The organism is Sphingomonas sp. FG14 (genome assembly GCF_057809675.1).
Window position 1 is genome coordinate 88,445 of record NZ_JBMDKK010000006.1, and the last position, 19,731, is coordinate 108,175.

The following is a 19,731-nucleotide window of genomic DNA, read 5'->3' on the forward strand; positions in this document are numbered from 1 at the left end:
CCCGCTCATCGCGGCGCGACCGGGCGGAAGCGAATGCCGGTCACGCGCGGCGTCTGGATCGTGAAGCCGCGCCCGTCATCGTCGACGACCATGCCGGTGGTGTCGGCCTTCAAAACGCCCGCCGCGTCGCGGAAAAAGGCGAACATGCGCTTGGGCTCCGCATGGCCCGGCCAGGCCGATGCGATGGTGGCGGTCACCGTGTCGCCCTGCACCGCGATCCGGTATTCGGCCTTGAGGTCATCGGACACATAGGTGCCGGGCTGCGGCATGACGCGGCTCGGCGGCACGACATAGGGCGCGGTCGCCGCCGGCCGATATTGATCATAAGGCGTCAGATAGCCGGGCTCGACCGCGTCGATGATCCGGTCGATCCGCTTGAGCGAGCCGCCATCGGAGCGGTTGCACAGCACCGCGACGCCCAGCGCGCGATCGGGCAGCCGCATATAGCCGGTGCGGAAGGATTCGAAGCTGCCCAGATGATAGATGGTGTTCCGGCCCCGGCGCTGGCCCGCCACGACGCCGCCTGCATAGGGCATGTCGTCGAAGCCCGGCGCGGTCACCGTACGCCCGTCGCTGAAGGTGCCAGCGGTCAGCATGATCGCGGCCACCTTGTCCGTCCACACCTTGTGGCCGACCTGGATGTCGTGATCGTAGCGCGCCATGTCCGCGATCGTCAGCATCAGCCCGCCCGATCCGCTGAAGGCGGGATATTGGTTGCTCGGGCGCCAGCCGCGATCGGTCGGCACATAGCCGTTGGCGATCAGGCCAGGCGGCGGCTTGCCCGAGACGAAGAAACTGCGCGTCATGCCCAGGGGCTTCAGCACCGCTTCATTCGCATATTGATGAAAGGGCCGGCCAGAGGCGCGGCGGATCACCTCGGCGAGCAGCAGATACCCGCCATTGGTGTAGGAATAGGCGGTGCCGGGCACGAAATTCGTGTCCTTCTGGGCCATGAGCAGTTCGAGCGCCGCCTGCATATTGCTTTGGCTGGCATCCTCGACCCCCGCCAGATTGAGCAGTTCCAGCGAATCGCGGATGCCCGACGAATGGTTCATCAGCATCTGGACGGTGATCGGCGCCCGGTAGCGCGGCAGCTCGGGGATCCATTTATGGACCTCGTCATACAGGCCGAGCTTGCCGCCCTCGATCAGCTTCGCCGCCGCCAGCGCGGTGAATTGCTTGGCGACCGATGCGGCGTAGAGCAAAGTCTCGCCGTCCAGCTTGCGGCCGGTCGCGATATCGGCGCTGCCCGATGCACCGACATAAATGGTCTTGCCGTCGCGGAAGACGCCGGCGACGCAGCCCGGCGCGCCCGTGTCCGAAGGATCGCCCAATATCCGCTGGAGCGCGTCAGTGTCGACAGGCGCGGCGTTTACAGGCCCGCCCGCCAGCACCATCGATACGGCGACAACCGCACATCCAAACCGCCAGCCCGTCCGCATCCGCCGTTGCCCCCGACCCATGTTTCCATGGCGGCGAGAGTAAAGCGCGAGGGACGGCGGTCAACGGACACGCTGTTTCGGAGCTTTTGCCATCCCATAGCTTATGGCCATGCCTCCACGCGCATAACGCAGGCGACGACATCATAGCCTATGGCTATGGGGAGCAGCCCGATTTGCGCTTGGAACCGGCGCACCGGGCGGACATGGACGGCGAGACTCGGCCCGGAGACCCAGAATGACCAGCCTGCCCGAATTCCTGTCGCGCGTGCGGCCGCCGATGACGCCGGCGCTGGTGGTCCGGCGCGAGGCGCTGCTGCGCAACCTGAAGACGATGCAGGGCTATTGCGACGCAGCCGGCGTCCGGCTGCGCCCCCACGGCAAGATGCACAAATGCTCGACGCTCGGCCGCTTGCAGATCGAACTCGGCGGCGTCGGCCTGTGCTGCCAGACCATCGGCGAGGCCGAAGCTTATGCGGCGGCGGGCATCGCCGACCTGCTTGTCACCTCGCCGATCGCGCCCTGGGCGGCGCCCCGGCTGGCGGCGCTCGCCGCGCGCGAGATCGGCGTCGCCGTGGTCGCCGATGATGCGAGCCAGATCGACCGGCTGGACGAAGCCGCCCGCGCCGCCGACGTCACGCTTTCGGTATTGGTCGATCTCGATCTCGGCACGCACCGCGCCGGTTGTGCGCCAGAAGCCGCGCCGGCGCTGGCGCAGCGCATCACCGATGCCGGCAATCTGCGCTTCGAAGGCGTCCAGGCCTATCTCGGCCATCTCCAGCATGTGACCGATCTCGATCGGCGCCGCGCCGCCAACGACATCGCCACGGCCCGGCTCCGCGCGCTCGTCGAGACGCTTGACGCGGCGGGACTCCATCCCCGCTTCGTCACCGGCGGGGGCACCGGCACCTATGCACAGGATCTGGCGAACGGCGTGTTCAACGAACTCCAGGCCGGTTCCTATACGGTGATGGACATCGAATATGGCGATTGCGACGCGCCCGATGGCGGCGGCGAATGGCCGTTCGAGCCGGCACTGTTCATCGCCGCCACCGCCGTTTCGACGCGACACAAGACGCATGCGACAATCGATGCCGGGCTGAAGGCGGTCGCCGTCGATGGCCCGCGTCCGCGCGTCCTGGCCGGCGCCGCGCCGGGCAGCGAATGGCGCGCGTTCGGCGACGAGCATGGATCGATCCAGCATCCGGCGCACAAGCCCGTCTTCGCGATTCCCGACCGCATGGAGCAATGCGCGGCGATCGAGGTGATCGACAATGACGACACCGTCGAATGGCCTGTCGACGCGCCACAGACCGGCGATCTGGTCTGGCTGCAGCCCGGCCATTGCGATCCGACGATCAACCTGTACGACGCGCTGATCGTCGCCGAAGAGGACGGCCAGTGGGAAAGCTGGCCGGTCGACGCCCGCCGCGTCACGCGCTGATCAGGATGCGACGGCCGCAGCCGTCAGGCGATCGTTGCGCGCCTGCCAGACGCGCAGCGCGCCATAGGTGAGCAGCGGCGCCAGATAGATGCCCATGAAGACATAGGCGATGATCCGGTAGCCATTGGCGATCAGCGCGACGAGGCCGAACTGCGCCGCCAGGAAGACCGCGACGATCGCGACCAGCGTCGACGAGGTGAAGCGCGCAGCCAGCGACAGATCGCCGCCACGCCCGCTATGCGCGATCCGCTCGTTGATCGCGTGAAGCGCGCCGGTGCCGCTTTCGACGAGTGCCGAGAAGATCATGAGCTGGAACGCGGTGCGGAAAAGCGGGATGCCGAGCTGGCCGAGCAGATAGTCCGAAGGCAGCGTCTCATCGAGAATGGCCGGGTAGAAGGCCGCCATGCAGAGGAAGAACAGGATCGCCGGCACCATCGCGAGCGGCCCCGAGAGCAGGCCCGCGACCACTGCTTCCCGGCGGGTGGCGATGTGCCGCAGCATCGGCAGGATCAGCACCGCGCCGATCAGATTATAACCGCTATAGGTGAGGCCGCCGGCGAGCCAGCCGTCCATCGGCACGGGCTTCGCGAAGGCATCGGCGATCCGGCTGCCGAAGATCGGAAAGGCCAGTAGCATGAAGATCGCATAGGTGGCGTAGAGCAGCAGCGAGACATATTTGAACAGCGCCTCCACCGAGTCATTGCCGAAGGTCGCGAACAGCACGAGCAGCGACACGAACGCCAATGTGCCCGAGAGCGCAGGCAGGCCGAAGCTCGCCGCGATCGCGCCGGCGGCGGCGCCATAGACCGACAGCATCACGATCGTGGACAGGAAATTGGCGATCTCGAAGACCGGCCAGGCCCTGCCCAGCAGGTTGCGGAAGAAGGTGCGATAATCATAGGCGCCGATCTGGACGGCGAACAGGAAGGTGAGCGCGCAGATGCCGCTCCATATGCCCATCGCGACGATCATGGCGAGCAGCCCGCCCTGCGGCCCGCTCGGCAGGAAGAACTCCACGATCTCCCGGCCCGTCGCATAGCCGCCGCCGATGACGACCGCCTTGAAGGCGAGCCCGGGCAGAAGATAGCGCTGGAATTTCGATGCGGCCATGTCCGCCGGTCCCCCTCCAATGATCGAACAGACGCCCGACCCTAATGCCGGTTCGCTATTCAACAATCATCATTGTTGGCACTTCGTTATCGCGATCTGGAATATCTCATCACGTACCCCTGCGATGCGAATGACGATCGACGATCGTGACGCCCAGCGCCGAGACGAGGCAGGCCAGCGCGATCAGCGCGAAATAGGCCGGGCGGCCGGCAGGCATGGCGAGCAGCAGCCCGGCCCCGAAGGCGCTGGCGATCGCGCCCACCCGACCGATACTGGCCGAATAGCCGATCCCAGCCGCGCGACAGGATACGGGGAACACATGCACCGCCAGGCTGTAGAGCGTCACCTGCACCGCGAAGGCGCCCGCCCCCGCCGCGCCGAGCGCGGCAAGGATCGCGGCGGGCGGTGCCCCGCCACCGGCCATCATCGCGGCGCAGATCCCGGTCGCGAGCAGTGCCGCGACGCAGGCGACGATCAGTGTCGTGCGTGATCCGAAACGTGGCGTCGCCCAGGCCGCCGCGAAAGATGCGAGCACACCGCACAGGTTGAAGACCAGCGAACCCTGAATCGCTCGATCCATCGGGAAACCTGCCCCGGCGAGCAGTACCGGGATCCAGCTCAGATAGGCATAGAGCGCGAGCATGCTCGCGAAAAACGCGATGGCGAGACCGATCGCCGAGCGGCGCAGCGCATCGCCATAGACCCTGTGCTCGTCCGCGTGCTCACCCGCGACGATCGGCGCGTCGTCCGCGAACCGATCGGCGGCGCCAGGACGCGCCGTGCCACCCGCCCGCCGGCGGGCCAGGATCGCCGGGGATTCGGGCAGGCTTCGCCACATGAGGAGCGCGAGCAACAACGGCAGCAATCCGCCGAGCGCCATGCAAGGCCGCCAGCCATAGACCGGAATCAGCCACGACGCGATGCCCGCGCCGACCATGCCGCCGCACGGCACCGCCACGATGATCGCGGTCACCGCATAGGTGCGGATCCTGGCTGGCATCCATTCGGCGACCAGTGCGGTCGCATTGGGCACGGCGGCGCCGAGCCCGATGCCGGTGAGGAAGCGCAGGATCGCCAGTTCGGCGATACCGGGCGCGAACGCGGACAGCATCGACAGCACGCCGAAGACGATCACGCTGCCGATCAGCGCGGGCCGGCGGCCGAACCGGTCGCCGGCCTTGCCGCCCAGGCCGGTGCCGATCGCCATGCCAATCAGCGCGGCAGCCATCGCCGGGGCGAGCATCGCGGGGGTAACCCGCCATTCGGCAAGGATGGCAGGCGCCGCAAAGGCGGCGACCTGCACGTCGAAACCGTCGAGCAGGATGATCGCCCCCACCAGCGCGAGCAGCCGGATATGGAAGGCCGCGACCGGCGCATCCTCCACCGCTCCGCTCACCACCGAACGGTCGACGGGCGTCGCCACGGCCGGCCGGTCAGTCGCGCGGTGGCCAGGGCTTGGCCGGAACACCCTTTTTGGGTTCGCCGAGCAGCGGGCTCTTCAGCGCGTAGAAGCCGTGATTGGTGAACAGCCAGATGATGTTGCGGTCATATTCGACATAGATGCCGAAACCGAGATTGCCCTTCACATAGTCCGGCGTCTCCGCGTCGGTCGGGAAACGGGGCACATAATAGGCCGCGATCTCCGGCTTGGTCGGATCGCGCACGTCGAACAACTGCACCCCGGCATTGTAGAAGGCATAGGGCACCAGCCCCTCGCGCGATCGGCCCGGCTGGGTGAAATAGCCCGGCCGCTTGGGGCCGAAGCTGCCACGCCGTTCGCAGAAATCCTTGAACGCGGCGTCCTTGGGCGGCGTCGGGCGGGGGAAGGTGTTGACGATCTTCGGATTCTTCAGGTCGCGGACATCGATGACGAAAATGTCCTTGTAGGGCTCGTAGCAGTCATCGTTCATCGGATAGCCGTTCATGAAGATGTAGCCGGTGCGCTCATATTGGCTGACATCGATATTGTCGGCTTCGGTGCCCGCGAATTTGGGCACCATGTCGATATGGCTGATCACCTTCATCTGCGCGGGATCGGAGATGTCGAGCACGTAGAAGCCGAGCCCACCCATCGCCGCGAAGCCGACGGTGCCGCCCTTTTCGACGGGCTTGGGAATGAAGATCGGCATGCGCGATCCCATCCATGACGTGCGATTGCCGGCGCGCGGATTCTTCAGATAGGCGTCGGCCTCCGCCGGATCGCCGACGATCTGGCCGGGTACCGAGAATTGCTGGAGGAATTTCGGGTTCGCCGGATCCGACATGTCCCAAGACTGATATCCCGGCGAATAGAGATAATTGGGATATTCGGTGAGGCCGAAACTGTCGTCGGGCGCGGTCGACAGGAACATGTATTTGCCGCCGAACCAGGCAGGCACGTCGAGCGAGCCCGAGCCCTGCTGATGGCCGGGCTTGGCGTCGGGATGCTTGTAGTCGGTCGTCCGCGTCGCGATCTTCTCCCACTGGTCGGGCAGCGGGCCGTTCATCACATAGACGTTGAATCCCTTGTGATAGGGCCAGTCGCGGATCTTCTGGACGCCGTCGGGCTCGGTCATCTTTTCCTCGAAGATGCCGAAGCGCTGCACCTCGTTGGACTGGACCATGATGTATTTGCCGCGGCTCTTGTCCCACTGGATCGAAGCCGCGCCGATCATCTCGCCTTCGGGAAAGGGATTGACCGCCTCGCCGCCGCCCTTGCCCGTCCAGGTCTGCCCCTTGGTCAGCAGCAGCCTGGCCTTGGCCGGATCGGTGATGTCGAATATCTTCAGATTGTGGCGGTCATAGACGTAGAGATAGCGCTTGCCGTTGAAGTCCGCGATGTTCTGCCAGGTGTGGAAGGGTGAGGCGACCTGCGGATAGAAGGCGACCACCTCCATGTTCTTCGCGTAGGATTTCTGGTCCCAATAGGTGAGTTGCCCCGGGAAAGGCGCGCTGTCCTCGTGCAGCGGGGTTGCCTTGGGGTGGACGAAGACTCCGGTCTTCGGATCGATGCCATAGTCCACGCCCGGCTTGGGCGCCGGCGGCTTCTGGTCATAGGTCAGATCGTGCCATTGCTTGACCACCGGATCGCGGATGTCGATCTTCGGCTCCCCCTCCTTCGCGTCGGACGATCGCGCCGCGGTGCCAAGCATCAGCGCGGCGCCCGCGCAACATGCCAGAATGACCGCCCGGATGCGGGGCGAGGCGGATTTGTCGATGGTCGGGGTCAACGAAACACTCCCTGGTTCGTCTGCTCTTCTGAGAAGCTAGAACTGCGCGTTATATTCACAAAATACTCTTTTGAGCTTTTTCTATTCTCATATCATATAGTCGCGGGCGCATCGGCGCGGGCCGTTTCGATCCGGTCGCGCGCGCCGCGCCGACGCTCCCAGCGGACGAACAGCCAGGGTATGCTGATCATCAGCAGGCCATAGGCGAGCGGCAGCCGCGCGATCGCCGGCATGTCGATCAGCGTCACCGACGCGAGCAGCGCGATCGCCAGATTGTGCACGCCCACCTCGATCACGATCGTCAATCGCTGAAGCGGCGCGAGCCGCACCGCCCGCGCCAGCATGGAACTCGCGATCATCGCCAGCAACATCAGCGCCAGGCAGACGCCGAAGCTTTCGACCAAGACGCGCCAGCCGGCGAGATGATGCCAGTTGAAGCCGGTGGTGGTGAGGCACATGAACAGGATCAGCAACACCGACAGCCGCCGGCCGATCTCGACGCCCCGCGCCGCCAGTGCCGGTGCGAGACCGCGTACGGCCATGCCGAGCATGACGGGCAGCAACGTGAGCAGCCCCAGCGTCATCGCGGTCTGGCCCACCGGCATCGCGACGGCGCGCATGTCCCCCATGAACTGGTGCAGCGCGAAACTGGTCCAGAGCGGCAGGGTGACGGCGACGAGGAGGGTCGACAGCGCGGTGAGGCTGACCGCGAGCGCGACATCGGCGCGCACCGCGAGCGTGATCGCGTTCGATGTCACCCCGCCGGGGCTGGCTGCGAGGATGATGAGGCCGACCGCGACCTCCGGCCCCACCGGCAGGACAAATGCGAGGATGATCGCGATCAGCGGCAGCAGCAGCATCTGCGCGGAGAGGCCGACAAGCACGGCGCGTGGCGACGACAGGATCGCGCGGAAATCGGAAAGCCCCAGCGCCAGGCCCATGCCGAACATGATCACGAAGATGATGATGGGAAAGACGGTCTGCGACAGGAACGGAAAGATCTCGGCCACACTCGGCTCCTCAGACGAATTCGATGGCTCCGGCGAAACCGGCGGCGCGCAGGATCGACCGATGGACCGCTTCCGCCATCTCGCTTCCCGAAACCCCGATCGCCGGCTGGCTGCGCTCGATCCTGAGCTGCGATCCGTCCTTGCCGGTCGCGTCGATCAGCAGCTCCAGACGATCGAGCGCCGGATCGGCGACCAGCCGGGCATGGCACGCGTCCAGCCCGGTCGTGGCGAGGGCGCAGGCGACCATGGCGTTGACATTGTGCGGGAATTGCCGCGCGATCCGGCGCACGCTGCCATCGAAGATCACCGTCTCGCGGTCGACACCCTCCGCTGCCGACCCCAGGCTGCGCGGTGGCTTGCGAAAGCAGATCGACACATGATCCCACATCGTCCGCCATTCGAGCAGGCTATCCGCCCCCACCAGCGCGCCATGCGCGACGAACAGCGAATGCCCGGAAGCACCGGCGCGATCGATCAGCCTTGCCCGCAGGTCATCATCGGCGAGCGCGGTCAGTGAAAGCGGCATGTAATCGGCGATGGCGAGCAACGCCTCGCCATGATCCACAGTGACCCGCGGCCCGGCGATCTCGACGATCAGGTCCGGCGCGAACCGATGCGCGTCGGCAAGATCGTCGAGGATCAGCGCGGAATCGACGCCCGCCAGCCGCGCCCGGCTGCGGCTGTGGACAAAGGCCAGTTCGAGCGGACCGCCGTCCCGGGCAATGCGACGATGTATTTCCGAGCCGATGAACCCGAACCCGATCAATCCGATGCGCATTGCCCATCCCCACAATGACGTCGGTCAGTATTTCCAGGTCAGCGTCGCGCCATAGGTGCGCGGCGGCGCATAGGAGACGAGGACCGATCCGATCACGTCCGACTTGCCTGATTCATAGAGCTTGTTGGTCAGGTTCTTGCCCCAGATCGAGAGCTGCCACTTGCCGTCGTCGGTCGCGATGCCCAACGATCCGTTGAGCAGGCCGACCGAGGACTGGCGCGTGCGCAGGCTGTTCTCGTTGTCGAAGAAGAAAGCCCCGGTCCAGCTATAGTCCGCGCGCAGGAAGGCGTCGAAACGATCGGACAGCGGCACCGTCGCGTCGCCGCCCACCGTGAAGGAATTCTCGGGCGAGCGCCGCAGCACATTGCCTTTCAGGTTGCTCGCCACCGGCACCGAGCAGAAGCAGCTCGGATCATATTGCAGCTCGGTGCTGATCAGGTCACCGGTGATCTTCGCCTTCATATAGGTGTAGTTGGCGAACAGCGTCACGCCCTTGACCGGCACGACGGCGGTTTCGAGCTCGATGCCGCGCACCCGCGCCTTGCCCGCGTTGGAGATGACGTTGTCGGCGGGCAGATTGGGATCGAAGATCACGAACTGCTGGGTCTGGAGATCCTTATACTCGGTCCAGAAGCCGGTGAGGTTGAAACGCAGACGGCCATCGAGCCAGGTCGTCTTCGCGCCGACTTCGTAGTTGAGCGCATATTCGGGATTATAGGATGCGCGCGCCTCGCCCGGGCTGGTCGCGTTCTCGCCGTTCCAGCCGCCCGACTTGTAGCCTTTCGAGACCAGCGCATAGAGATAGACATCCTTGGCGGGCTTCCAGTGCAGATTGACGCTGGGTGTCCAGGCATCCCAGCTCTGCTTGGTGGAGGCCGTGAAGGCGCGGGTGAAATTGCTCGCCTCGTCCTCGAATTCGGCGCCCAGGAAATCGCCGATCGTCTCACGATAGACCGAGAAGCGCTTGCGATCCTTTGTATAGCGGATGCCCGCCGTCACCCCCAGCGTATCGGTGATGTCGAAGGTACCCTCGACGAACGCCGCATAGGTGTCCGATTTCAGCCGGGTTTCCGCGATCTCGCGTCCCTGCGCGAAATAGTCGACGAAGATATAGTCGGCATCCTCGACACGATCGACATCCTCATGCTGGTAGAAGATGCCGGCGAGGAAATTGAACGGCCCTTCGAAATCGGAACGGAAGCGAAGCTCCTGCGAGAAGCTCTTCACCTTCTCGTCCTTGATGTTGACATAATAATCGTCGTTGAAGGCGTCGCGATCGATCGCGAAGAAGTTGATCCGCCCGCCAGCGTCATAGACCAGCCGGGTAAAATCGATGAAGCTGCCGCCGTCATTGCCCTTCGCCGCGAAGGTCCCTTCGCGATAGGCGGTGATCGAGGTCAGCGTGCCCGCCCCGCTGTTCCAGTTCGCGGTCAGGTGGATACCGCCGAGATCCGCGTCCTGGCGGCCGTCGATATTGTTCGGCCCGCGCCGGCGATCGGGATTGACGAAGGGGATATTGTGATCCGACGGGATCTGGATATCGACCCATTTGCCGGTCGAGCGGCGGCGCGTGAGATCGCCGGTCAACAGGATGTCGAGATCGTCGCTGGGCTGGTAGCGAAGCTGGCCGAGCACGCCGAAGACCGACAGATCCTCCATGTCGTTGCCGGTGAAGGTGTTGAAGGCGAAACCGTCGCGCATGCGCGAGGTTGCGGCGATGCTGCCCGAAAGCCCCTCGCCGATGCCGCCGCCGACATGGCCCTTCACCTCGATCGCACCGTAATTGCCGATGCCCGCTTCCATGCCCGCGCGGAAGCTCTCGGTGGGCTTGCGCGTGATGAAGTTGATCGCGCCACCGACGACATTCTTGCCGTAGAGCGTGCCCTGCGGCCCGCGCACGATCTCGACGCGCTCCAGATCGAACAGCTCGATCGCGGTGCCCTGGGCACGCGGCAGATAGACGTCATTGAGGAAGAAACCGATCGCGGCGCTCGACGCCGCGCTTTCGATATCGGTGCCAATGCCGCGCAGGAAGATATTGGGCTCCGAGATGTTGTCGGGATTGAGCGTGAAGCCCGGCACGCGCGCGGCGATTTCGGAGAAATCGTCGATGCCCGCCTTGTCCAGCATGTCGCCGCTGAACGCCGACACCGAAAGCGGCGCGGACTGCAACGATTCCTCGCGCTTGCGCGCGGTCACCACGATTTCTTCAAGGCCGCCGCTTTCGGCCGCCGCCTGCGGCGCATTGTCCTGCGCCCAGCCGGACGCCGGCATGGCGATCATGGTCGCCGCTCCGATCAGCAGCCCAATCTTCTTTGCATGTGAATAGTCGCGCACCGGCGTTGCCCCTTTCCCCTTTAATCACCGCCAGCGGATCCGCGCCATTCGTGTGAGCGCTTATCGTGTCCTCGATCCGGCAGCAGTTTCGATCAAGTGGGAACCTATGGTCTAAGGCCATATGTGAATAATAATATTGTAATGCCTCGATATAGGATTCCTTGATAACAGGACAGCGCACGAAAGGATCGTCAGACCAAAGATAAGCCTTTGCTTTTGCTGATCTAATCGACAGCCTTAACACACAGGGCGCGATGGCTGGCCGGCATCGCGCCCTATAATTGTTCGAAAGAGTCGATGTCATCCCCCCGCCATGACGGAGGACAGGGCCGGCGCGCGAAACAGCTCAGCCGTGATTGAAGCAGACCACCTTGGTCTGGGACATTTCACGGATCGCGAAGCGGACACCTTCACGCCCCATATTGCCGCGCTTGGCGCCGCCGAACGGCATCGCATCCAGCCGGTAATCAGTGGAATCGTTGATCATCACGCCCGCCGCCTCCAGCGCGCGCGCGGCGTGATGCGCCTCGCGGACGCTTTCGGTGAAGATCGCCGCGTGGATCGCGTAATCGCCCGCGTTCGCCGCCGCGATCGCCGCATCGAGATCGTCATAGGGAAACAGGCTGACGACGGGGCCGAACGCCTCCTGGCAGACGAGCCGCGCATCGGCGGGCACGGCTTCCAGCACGGTCGGGTGAAGCAGCGTGCCGTCGCGCCGGCCGCCGGCGAGCAGCCGGGCACCGCCCGCCACAGCCTCGGCCGTCCAGTCGAGCAGCCTTTGCGCTTCCGCTTCCGAGATCATCGGCCCGATGTCGGTTTCAGGCGCCATCGGATCCCCGATGACAAGCTTCGCGGTGCGGGCGACGAAGAGATCACGGAACGCGGCATAGACGCCACGTTCGATAAAGATCCGCTGCACGCCGATGCAATTCTGCCCCGCCGCCCAGAAGGCCCCCGACACGCAGGCGTCGGCGGCACGGGCCAGATCCGCGCTGGCCGTGACGATGACGGGCGAATTCGCGCCCAGCTCCATGCCGATGCGCTTGATCCCCGCTACGCGCGCGATCCGCGCGCCCACCCGCTCTCCACCGGTGAACGAAACCATCGCGACCTGATCGGCGGCCACCAGCGCGTCTCCGAAATCACGGCCGTAACCGGTGAGCAGGTTCAGCGCTTCGGCGGGCAGGCCCGCATCCAGCAGCAGTTCCGCCAGCATGATCGCGGTGAGAGGCGCCTGGTCGGCGGGCTTGAGCACCACGGCATTGCCCGCCGCGATCGCCGGCCCCAGCTTGTGGCAGGCAAGGTTGAGCGGATCGTTGAACGGGGTGATCGCCGCGATCACGCCCACGGGTTCATGCACATAATAGCCGCTGCGCGCCTCGCCGCCCGCGAAGCTGTCGAACGCGATGGTTTCGCCGGTCAGGCGCGCCGCCTCCTCCGCCGACAGGCGCAGCGTATTGACCGCGCGTGCCGCTTCCTTGGTGGAGGCGGTGATGGTCTTGCCCGTTTCCACCGTGATCGTCGCGGCGAAGCGCGCCGCCTGCGCTGCCAGCGCGTCGGCCGCGCGGTGCAGGATCGCGGCACGCGCCGCGACGCTGAGCGCCGCCAGTGCCCGTTGACCGCGGACCGCGCTCGCGATCGCATCGGCGACGTCGGCCGGCGTGGCGCAGGCGACACGATCGATGGCCTCGCCGCTGAACGGATTCTCGATCACCATGCCGGTCGCGGCGCCCCGCCAGACGCCACCGATCAGCAGCGAGCGTTTCACCGCGACCGGCATGAGCATCACGGCTTGTCCTTGTGGAGGACAAGACCGTCATATTCGCGGCTGTCCAGCAACGCCTCGACGATCACCGGGCCGTCGGCGGCGAAGGCATCGACCAGCGCCGCGCGCAAGGCGTCGGGATCGGCGACGGTGACGACGGGCACGCCGAACAGCGACGGACCACCGATCGTGCCCTCGGCGCGCACCGGCGTGCCATAGATCGGATTGTCCTTCTTCTCCTGCTTGATGCGGATCAGCGCCAGATCATTGTCGGTGAAGACGAGGATGACGATGGGCAGCTTCTCCCGCACCGCCGTCGCCAGTTCGCCGACGGTCATCAGGAAGCCGCCATCGCCGACGACCGTGCAGACCGGCGTGTCCGGCCGGCACAATTTGGCGGCGATCGCCGCGGGCAGGCCGAAGCCCATCGACGACCAGCCATTGGACATGATCTGCGTGCCTGTCGCCGGCGTCGGCCATTTCTGTCCGATCAGATGGGTATGCGCGCCGACATCGCAGGTCATGATGCCGTCCGCCGGCAGCACGTCGCGCAACACGTCGAGCGCGGCGCAGGGGCCGAAGCGGTTGCTGTCGGGCGCCAGCCGCGCGAACAGCTCCGCCGTGCGGGCGGCGACCGCCGCCATGTCCCAGTCCTTCGCCGCCGCATCCAGCGCGAGCAGCGCATCGAGGGTGGCGCCGATATCGCCGACGACATCGGCGGCGACGGGATGCTTGGCCGTGTCGATATCGACGGGCTCGACATCGATGCTGGCAACCGCCAGCCCATCCCGCATCCAGCCTTCGAAATTGAACTCGACCGGATCGTAGCCGACCGCGATCACCAGATCGGCCTCGGCATGGGTACGGCCGACAAGATCGCTCAGGGCATGGAAGAGCACGCCGGCATAGCTCGGATGATCCTCGGCGATCAGGCCCTTCGCCATCGGCGTCAGCACCACCGGCAACCCGAAACGCTCCGCAAGCGCGACCACCTTGTCGCCGACGCGCGCATGGGCGGCGCCCAGCCCGACGGCGAGGATGGGCTTGCGCGCGGCGGCGAAGGCGGCGGTCAGCGCGGCGATCGCCGAAGGATCGGCCGGCATGGGCGCGGCGGCGGCGACCGGCCCGGCCGTTCCGTTCGCGGCAGGCGCGGCGCTGAGGCCGACCGGCAGGCCGATATGGACCGATCCCGGCCGCCCCGAGACCGCGATAGCGGCGGCTTCGGCCAGCGTCTCGCCGACCGAGTCCGCGTCCAGCCGGGTCGTCCATTTGGTGATCGGCCGGAACAGCGCCTGATGATCGATACCCATTTGCACCGTGCGGCTGCGCAACGCCTCCGGCATCTCGTCGGTCAGCGCGATCACGGGCGAACGATCGAGCAGCGCACCGCCAACGCCCGTTGAAAGATTGGTCGCACCCGGCCCGAAGGTGCCGAAGCACACACCGGGAACGCCGGTCAGCCGTCCGCAGATATCGGCCATGAAGCTGGCCCCACCCTCATGGCTGGTCAGCACGAAATCGATGCCGTCGGTCGTGCGCAGCGCTTCCATATAATCGACCCAGCCGCCGCTGGGCACGCCGAAGACGTGGCGCACGCCCATATCCCTGAGTGACGTCACCAGGGCCTGGGCTACGGTGGTACCGGTCATGATCTATCCTTCAATGCAGGTCTTCAATTCTGGACGGCCGGGGTGACATAGCCCGCCGCGTTGCTGTGCGCACTGCGCCGACGGCCGCGAATGCCGCACGCGGCAAGGAAGCTCAGCACGCTGTCGTTGAATTCGGTCGCGTGCTCGAAGAACACCGAATGGCCGGCATCGACCTCGACCAGGAACGATCCCGGCACGCGCGCCTGCACCTGGCGGATCGCCTCGATCGGGAAAAGCGGATCGCGCGTTCCCGCCAGGAACAGCACGGGCTTGCCGCCACCCACCGCTTCAGGCGCGAGCCGCACCGGCCACGCGCCGGCCAGGCTATGGCGATCGGCGCGATTGAAACTGGCGATCGCCGAATAGAGCGAAGCCTGGACCGGATTATCCTCGCGAAATGCGGGATCGAGCACGCGATCGAGCTGGTCGAGATCGTCGGTAGCCGTGCGCGCGGCCTCCATAAGCGCGGCGACTTCGCCGTCTTCCTCGATCGCATGGAGCGACGCCGCAAGCACCAGCGCCCGCACGCGTTCGGGATGCGCATCCGCGAAACCGATGCAGGTGCCCCCGCCCATCGACTGACCGACCAGCACCGCCTGCTCGATACCGAGCCGGTCGAGCAAGGCGAGCAGATCGGGGACGAACGCGCTCCGCCCCGCGCCTTCGACATCGCTCGAACGGCCAAAACCGCGATGATCGAATGTCACCACGCGATAGGATTGCGCGAAGACCGGCACCTGCTGGAACCAGCTCGCATGATTGCCGCCGATGCCGTGCGCAAGCACGATCGCCGGCCCTTCGCCCTGGTCTTCATAATAAAGTTCGCTCTGGCCGATCGGCAGAAGAGGCATGGCAGTTTCCCGGAATTAGACGACGCCCATGATCCGGCTGAGTTCGACGACATGATCGCCGAACGCCGGAAGGTCGCGGGTGATGGATGGGTCGCGCGGGCGCGGCAGATCGATGCGGATATCGGCGATCAGCCGGCCGGGACGTTCGGAAAGGACGAGCACGCGATCGGACAGCAGCACCGCTTCCGAAATGCTGTGGGTGATCAGCACCACGGTCTTGCGATCGCGCTGCCACAGCCGCAGCAGTTCGATGTTGAGCCGGTCGCGGGTCAATGCGTCGAGCGCGCCGAACGGCTCGTCCATCAGCAGCACACGCGGATTCTGCATCAGCGCCTGGCCGATCGCGACGCGATGCTTCATGCCGCCCGACAGTTCGTGCGGGAACTTGTCCTCGAAGCCTTTCAGATTGAGCAGTTCGATCATCGCCGCGACATCGGCTGCCGCGGCGGCCGCCTTGCCGTGCCGGATCTCGAGCGCGAGCGTCAGGTTGCGAGCGACCGTCAGCCAGGGCAGCAGGTTGGAGGTCTGGAAGACGACACCGACATCGTCGCGCGGCGCGTTCACCGCCTCGCCGAACATGGTCGCCATGCCGTCGTCATAGCCGTGAAGGCCCGCCAGGATGCGCAGCAACGTGCTCTTGCCGCAGCCCGATGGCCCGATGATCGAGACGAACTCGCAATCGCTGATGCCGAGATCGACATGTTCAAGCGCCTTGGTGCCGGCGGTGCCGCCATAATATTTGGTCAGTCCGTCGACCCGGATCGCCGTCTCGCTCATATCGCCCGCCACCAGATGAATTGGGACACCAGCTCGACGACGTAGAACAACGCGAGCGAAAGCAGGGTCACCGCGAGCAGCGCGGCAAAGGTGAGCGCGGTCTGCGACGATCCGGTCGCGAGCAGGATGACATTGCCCAGGCCATTGTTCGATCCGACGAACTCGCCGACGATCGCGCCGATCACCGCGAGCGGCATCGCCACCTTGCAGCCATCCATGAAGTTGGGCATCGCGGCGGGCACCTGCAGGCGGCGGAACATCGTCCAGCGGCCGGCGCCCAATGCGCGGAAATGTTCCTCCAGATTGGCGGGCACACCCGCCAGCCCACCGAGCGTCGCGATCACGATCGGGAAGAAGGCGAAGAGGAACGCCATCACCAGCTTCGATCCGAAGCCATAGCCCAGCCACACCACCATCAGCGGCGCGAGGCCGATCTTGGGGATGCTCTGCAGCGCGATCACCATCGGATAGAGCGTCGATCGCGCGATCGGCACGACATGGATCAGCGCGGCCAGCGCCACACCGAGCACCGCCGCCGCGACGAAGCCGCTGAGCACCTCGCCCAAGGTCACCAGCCCATGTTCGAGCAACAGGCCGCGCGCATCCCAGAACGCCACGCCGATATCGCTGAGCGAGGGCAGCAGATAGGCCTTGATCCCGAACCAGCGGACGCTGAATTCCCACACCAGCGCCAGCGCGACGAAGAAGGCGCCGGCAATCAACGGATTGGACCGCTTCTCCCCCTGTACGGCCACGATCAGTCGCCCTTCGGCTTGTCGAGGATCTTCGCGATCCGTGCGGGCGGCGGCACCAGGAAATGTTCGAGCGCCCAGCGATCGAAGGTCGCCATTTCCGCACCGCTCCAGACCTGCGGATCATGCGGAGGAAAATCCGGGCCGACCTGGATCATGTCCGAATAAAATTCGACATTGTTGCCGTCGGGATCACGGAAGACGAGGAAGCTGTTGCCGCCCGGGCCGTGCTTGCCGATGCCGCGATCGATCGGCACGCCGCGTTCGACGAGCATCGCGGCGATCGCCTCGATCTCGGCGATGTTTTCGACATGGTAGGAGAAGTGCTCGACCGGTGAGCGGCCGGGCTCGTGCCGCGCGATTTCCTCAGGCGTCATCTGGAGCAGCGCGAGATTGTGATGATCCTGGCCGCTGCGCAGGAAGACCATGCGATCGTCGATCCAGTCGGACACGTCGAGGCCGACGACATCCTGGTAGAATGCGAGCGACGCCTGGATATCGCGCACCTTGAGCACGAGATGACCGAGCTTGTTGGGCTTGGGGCGATACATCGGCGAGCACCCTATTTCGCACCGGCGAAGACGTCGCCGGGCGCGAGATCAGCCTTCAACGGATAGGCCTGTTTCAGGAAATCGAGCGTGCTCGCGACGCGTGCGGGATCGAGGCGGCCGGCGCCGTCCTTCATCAGTGCGGTCGTCTCCAGCATCTGCTGGCGGGTGATCTCCGGCTCCAGCATCGGGAAGCGCTTCACCATCATGCCGACGACCTCGTCGGGATTGGCGGCGGAATAGGCATAGCCGCGATAGGTGGCGTCGAGGAATGACTTCACCGTCGCCGGGCGTTCGGCCAGCATCTTTTCGGTCGAAAGGATGCCGCTGCCATAGATGTCGAGCCCGAAGGACGAATAGGGCAGCCAGCCGAGCGTCACCCCGGCTTCCTTCGCGCGCTTGCGGAACAGCGGCAGGCTGTTGCCTTCCCAGCATTCTCCCGCGTCGATCTTGCCCTCGACCAGCGAGGTGACGACCAGCGCCGGATCGAGCTGGAGCAGCTTCACCTTCGCCTTGTCGACGCCGTTGCGTTCCAGCCAGGCCGGCACGAGCGCCTGCATCGGCGAACTCTGGCCGCCGCCCACGGTCAGTCCGGCCAGATCGGCGGGCCTGGCGATGGCGTGGCGTTCCTTGATGTAACAGAGCCCGGCGGGCCAGCGCGTATTGATCGTGCCGACCATCTTGGTCCTGCCGCCATTGTTGCGGTTGAGCACCACGGAGATCGGATCGCCATAGCCGAATTCGAACATGCCCTGGTCGAGCTCGTTCGCGGTGCGGATGCCGCCGAAGCCGCGCACGACGTTCACGTCGAGACCGGCCTCCGCATAATAGCCCTTGTCGATCGCCGCGATCACGCCGCTCATGCTGCCCTGGGGCAGCCACGACATGTTGAAGGTCACCTTCTCCTTGCCCGTGCCGCCGCCATCGCCGCATCCGGTCAAAGCAAGCGCGAGCGCCGCAGCGGCCGCGCCGATCATCCTTTTGCCGATCATTGCACCACCTCCGCGCGCACCGGGTTGGCGAGCGTGCCGATGCCGTCGATCCCCGCCACCATCTCGTCGCCATGCTTCAGGAAGATGCCGCGCCCCATGCCGACGCCGGCGGGCGTGCCCGTCGCGATCACGTCGCCGGGTTTCAACGCGAGCAAGGTCGAGAGATAGGCGATCTGTTCATAGGCGTTGAAGATCATCTCGCCAGAATTGCCGTCCTGCATCATCTCGCCATTGACGCTGAGCGTGAGGCGCAGGTCGTGGGGATCGCCCAGGCAGTCGCGCGGCACGAACCAGGGGCCCATCGGCGTGAAACTGTCGAAGCTCTTGCCCCGGAACCAGTCGTGCGAGAACGGAAAGTCGCTGCGTCGCGTCAGGTCACGCGCCGACACGTCGTTGACGATCACATAGCCGGCGATGTGCTCGTGCGCGCGCTCGGCCGGGATGCGTCGCCCGCCGCGACCGATGACGACGCCCAGCTCGACCTCCCAGTCGACCCGCGCGCTTTCGGGCGGCAGCAATACCGTCTCGCCGGGGCCGATGACGCTGTCGGCGGTCTTGAGGAAGATATAAGGCTGGCTGTCCGACTTGGCGGCGAGCTTGGTCGCCATCTCGTCGGCATGCTCGATATAATTGGAGGCCGCGCCGAACACGCGATGCGGCGTGAAGGGCGCCAGCGGTGCGGCGGCGACCGGGGCGAGGTCCAGGCCCCGCGCCCGATCCGCCAGGGCAGCGAGTTCGGCGCCGACCATTTCCCAGTCGCGGATCAGCGCATCGACCGAACCGATCCGCGCCGCCAATCCGTCGCTGACCGCGATCCGGCCCGCGATCTCACCAAGATCATAGAGCGCCGCGTCGAGCACGAGCGCGGATCGCGCCGCCCCACCCTGCGCCGCATAGCGCGCAAGCCCGAACCAGGGTGCCGTCATAGCCATCTCCAAAAACTGCGCCGGCGCCCGTTCGGGGATCGCTTCGGCGGACCATCGTCTCTGGATCAATAAAAGGCATAACGGATGACATTCATAATATCACTTTGGAATATCTCTTTCCTATTTTCCTATAGGCGGGCTGCG

At 65.6% G+C, this 19,731-nt stretch carries 16 protein-coding genes; 1 reads left to right on the forward strand and 15 read right to left on the reverse strand.

Annotated features, from left to right (window positions below):
- Positions 1-5: 5 nt before the first annotated feature.
- Positions 6-1,397: a serine hydrolase domain-containing protein gene (locus tag ACODTA_RS18060; RefSeq protein ID WP_489067369.1), complete on the reverse strand. Its 1,392-nt coding sequence runs from the start codon at positions 1,395-1,397 to the stop codon at positions 6-8.
- A 280-nt stretch (positions 1,398-1,677) separates the two neighbouring features.
- Here ACODTA_RS18060 and ACODTA_RS18065 point away from each other — a divergent pair, with 280 nt between their 5' ends.
- Positions 1,678-2,883: an alanine racemase gene (locus ACODTA_RS18065; protein ID WP_489067370.1), complete on the forward strand. Its 1,206-nt coding sequence runs from the start codon at positions 1,678-1,680 to the stop codon at positions 2,881-2,883.
- Here the strand turns inward: ACODTA_RS18065 and ACODTA_RS18070 are convergent, their stop codons facing one another.
- The 14 genes from ACODTA_RS18070 to ACODTA_RS18135 form a co-directional block, all read right to left on the reverse strand.
- On the reverse strand, positions 2,884-3,993 hold the full coding sequence (locus ACODTA_RS18070) for a YkvI family membrane protein (RefSeq protein ID WP_489067371.1): 1,110 nt from the start codon (positions 3,991-3,993) through the stop codon (positions 2,884-2,886). It lies immediately after the preceding gene.
- 109 nt (positions 3,994-4,102) lie between these two features.
- The gene (locus ACODTA_RS18075) at positions 4,103-5,416 is read right to left on the reverse strand and encodes an MFS transporter (protein ID WP_489067372.1); all 1,314 of its coding nucleotides are present in this window, start codon (positions 5,414-5,416) and stop codon (positions 4,103-4,105) included.
- A gap of 10 nt (positions 5,417-5,426) precedes the next feature.
- Positions 5,427-7,202, reverse strand: a complete 1,776-nt coding sequence (locus tag ACODTA_RS18080; RefSeq protein ID WP_489067373.1) for an LVIVD repeat-containing protein — start codon at positions 7,200-7,202, stop codon at positions 5,427-5,429.
- A gap of 92 nt (positions 7,203-7,294) precedes the next feature.
- Positions 7,295-8,212, reverse strand: coding sequence for a bile acid:sodium symporter family protein (locus ACODTA_RS18085; protein ID WP_489067374.1), 918 nt, complete (start codon positions 8,210-8,212; stop codon positions 7,295-7,297).
- A 10-nt stretch (positions 8,213-8,222) separates the two neighbouring features.
- On the reverse strand, positions 8,223-8,990 hold the full coding sequence (locus ACODTA_RS18090) for an aspartate dehydrogenase domain-containing protein (RefSeq protein WP_489067375.1): 768 nt from the start codon (positions 8,988-8,990) through the stop codon (positions 8,223-8,225).
- Between the two features lie 24 nt (positions 8,991-9,014).
- Positions 9,015-11,327: a TonB-dependent receptor gene (locus ACODTA_RS18095; RefSeq protein WP_489067376.1), complete on the reverse strand. Its 2,313-nt coding sequence runs from the start codon at positions 11,325-11,327 to the stop codon at positions 9,015-9,017.
- A 346-nt stretch (positions 11,328-11,673) separates the two neighbouring features.
- Positions 11,674-13,113 carry an aldehyde dehydrogenase family protein gene (locus ACODTA_RS18100; protein WP_489067488.1) on the reverse strand — a complete coding sequence of 480 codons (1,440 nt, stop codon included), beginning with the start codon at positions 13,111-13,113 and terminating at the stop codon, positions 11,674-11,676.
- Entirely contained in the window at positions 13,113-14,741 is a 1,629-nt protein-coding gene (locus tag ACODTA_RS18105) for a thiamine pyrophosphate-binding protein (protein WP_489067377.1), read from the reverse strand. Before ACODTA_RS18105 ends, ACODTA_RS18100 begins: the two co-directional genes overlap by 1 nt.
- A 23-nt stretch (positions 14,742-14,764) precedes the next feature.
- Positions 14,765-15,592 carry an alpha/beta fold hydrolase gene (locus tag ACODTA_RS18110; protein WP_489067378.1) on the reverse strand — a complete coding sequence of 276 codons (828 nt, stop codon included), beginning with the start codon at positions 15,590-15,592 and terminating at the stop codon, positions 14,765-14,767.
- Positions 15,593-15,607: 15 nt separating this feature from the next.
- A complete protein-coding gene (locus ACODTA_RS18115; RefSeq protein WP_489067379.1) occupies positions 15,608-16,369 on the reverse strand; it encodes an ABC transporter ATP-binding protein in 762 nt (253 codons plus the stop codon).
- Positions 16,366-17,124, reverse strand: coding sequence for an ABC transporter permease (locus ACODTA_RS18120; protein WP_489067380.1), 759 nt, complete (start codon positions 17,122-17,124; stop codon positions 16,366-16,368). Before ACODTA_RS18120 ends, ACODTA_RS18115 begins: the two co-directional genes overlap by 4 nt.
- A gap of 2 nt (positions 17,125-17,126) precedes the next feature.
- The gene (locus ACODTA_RS18125) at positions 17,127-17,672 is read right to left on the reverse strand and encodes a VOC family protein (RefSeq protein WP_489067381.1); all 546 of its coding nucleotides are present in this window, start codon (positions 17,670-17,672) and stop codon (positions 17,127-17,129) included.
- Positions 17,673-17,683: 11 nt separating this feature from the next.
- Positions 17,684-18,661: an ABC transporter substrate-binding protein gene (locus ACODTA_RS18130; RefSeq protein ID WP_489067382.1), complete on the reverse strand. Its 978-nt coding sequence runs from the start codon at positions 18,659-18,661 to the stop codon at positions 17,684-17,686.
- A complete protein-coding gene (locus ACODTA_RS18135) occupies positions 18,658-19,587 on the reverse strand; it encodes a fumarylacetoacetate hydrolase family protein (protein ID WP_489067383.1) in 930 nt (309 codons plus the stop codon). The genes ACODTA_RS18130 and ACODTA_RS18135 overlap by 4 nt, the downstream gene beginning before the upstream one ends.
- Positions 19,588-19,731: the final 144 nt, after the last annotated feature.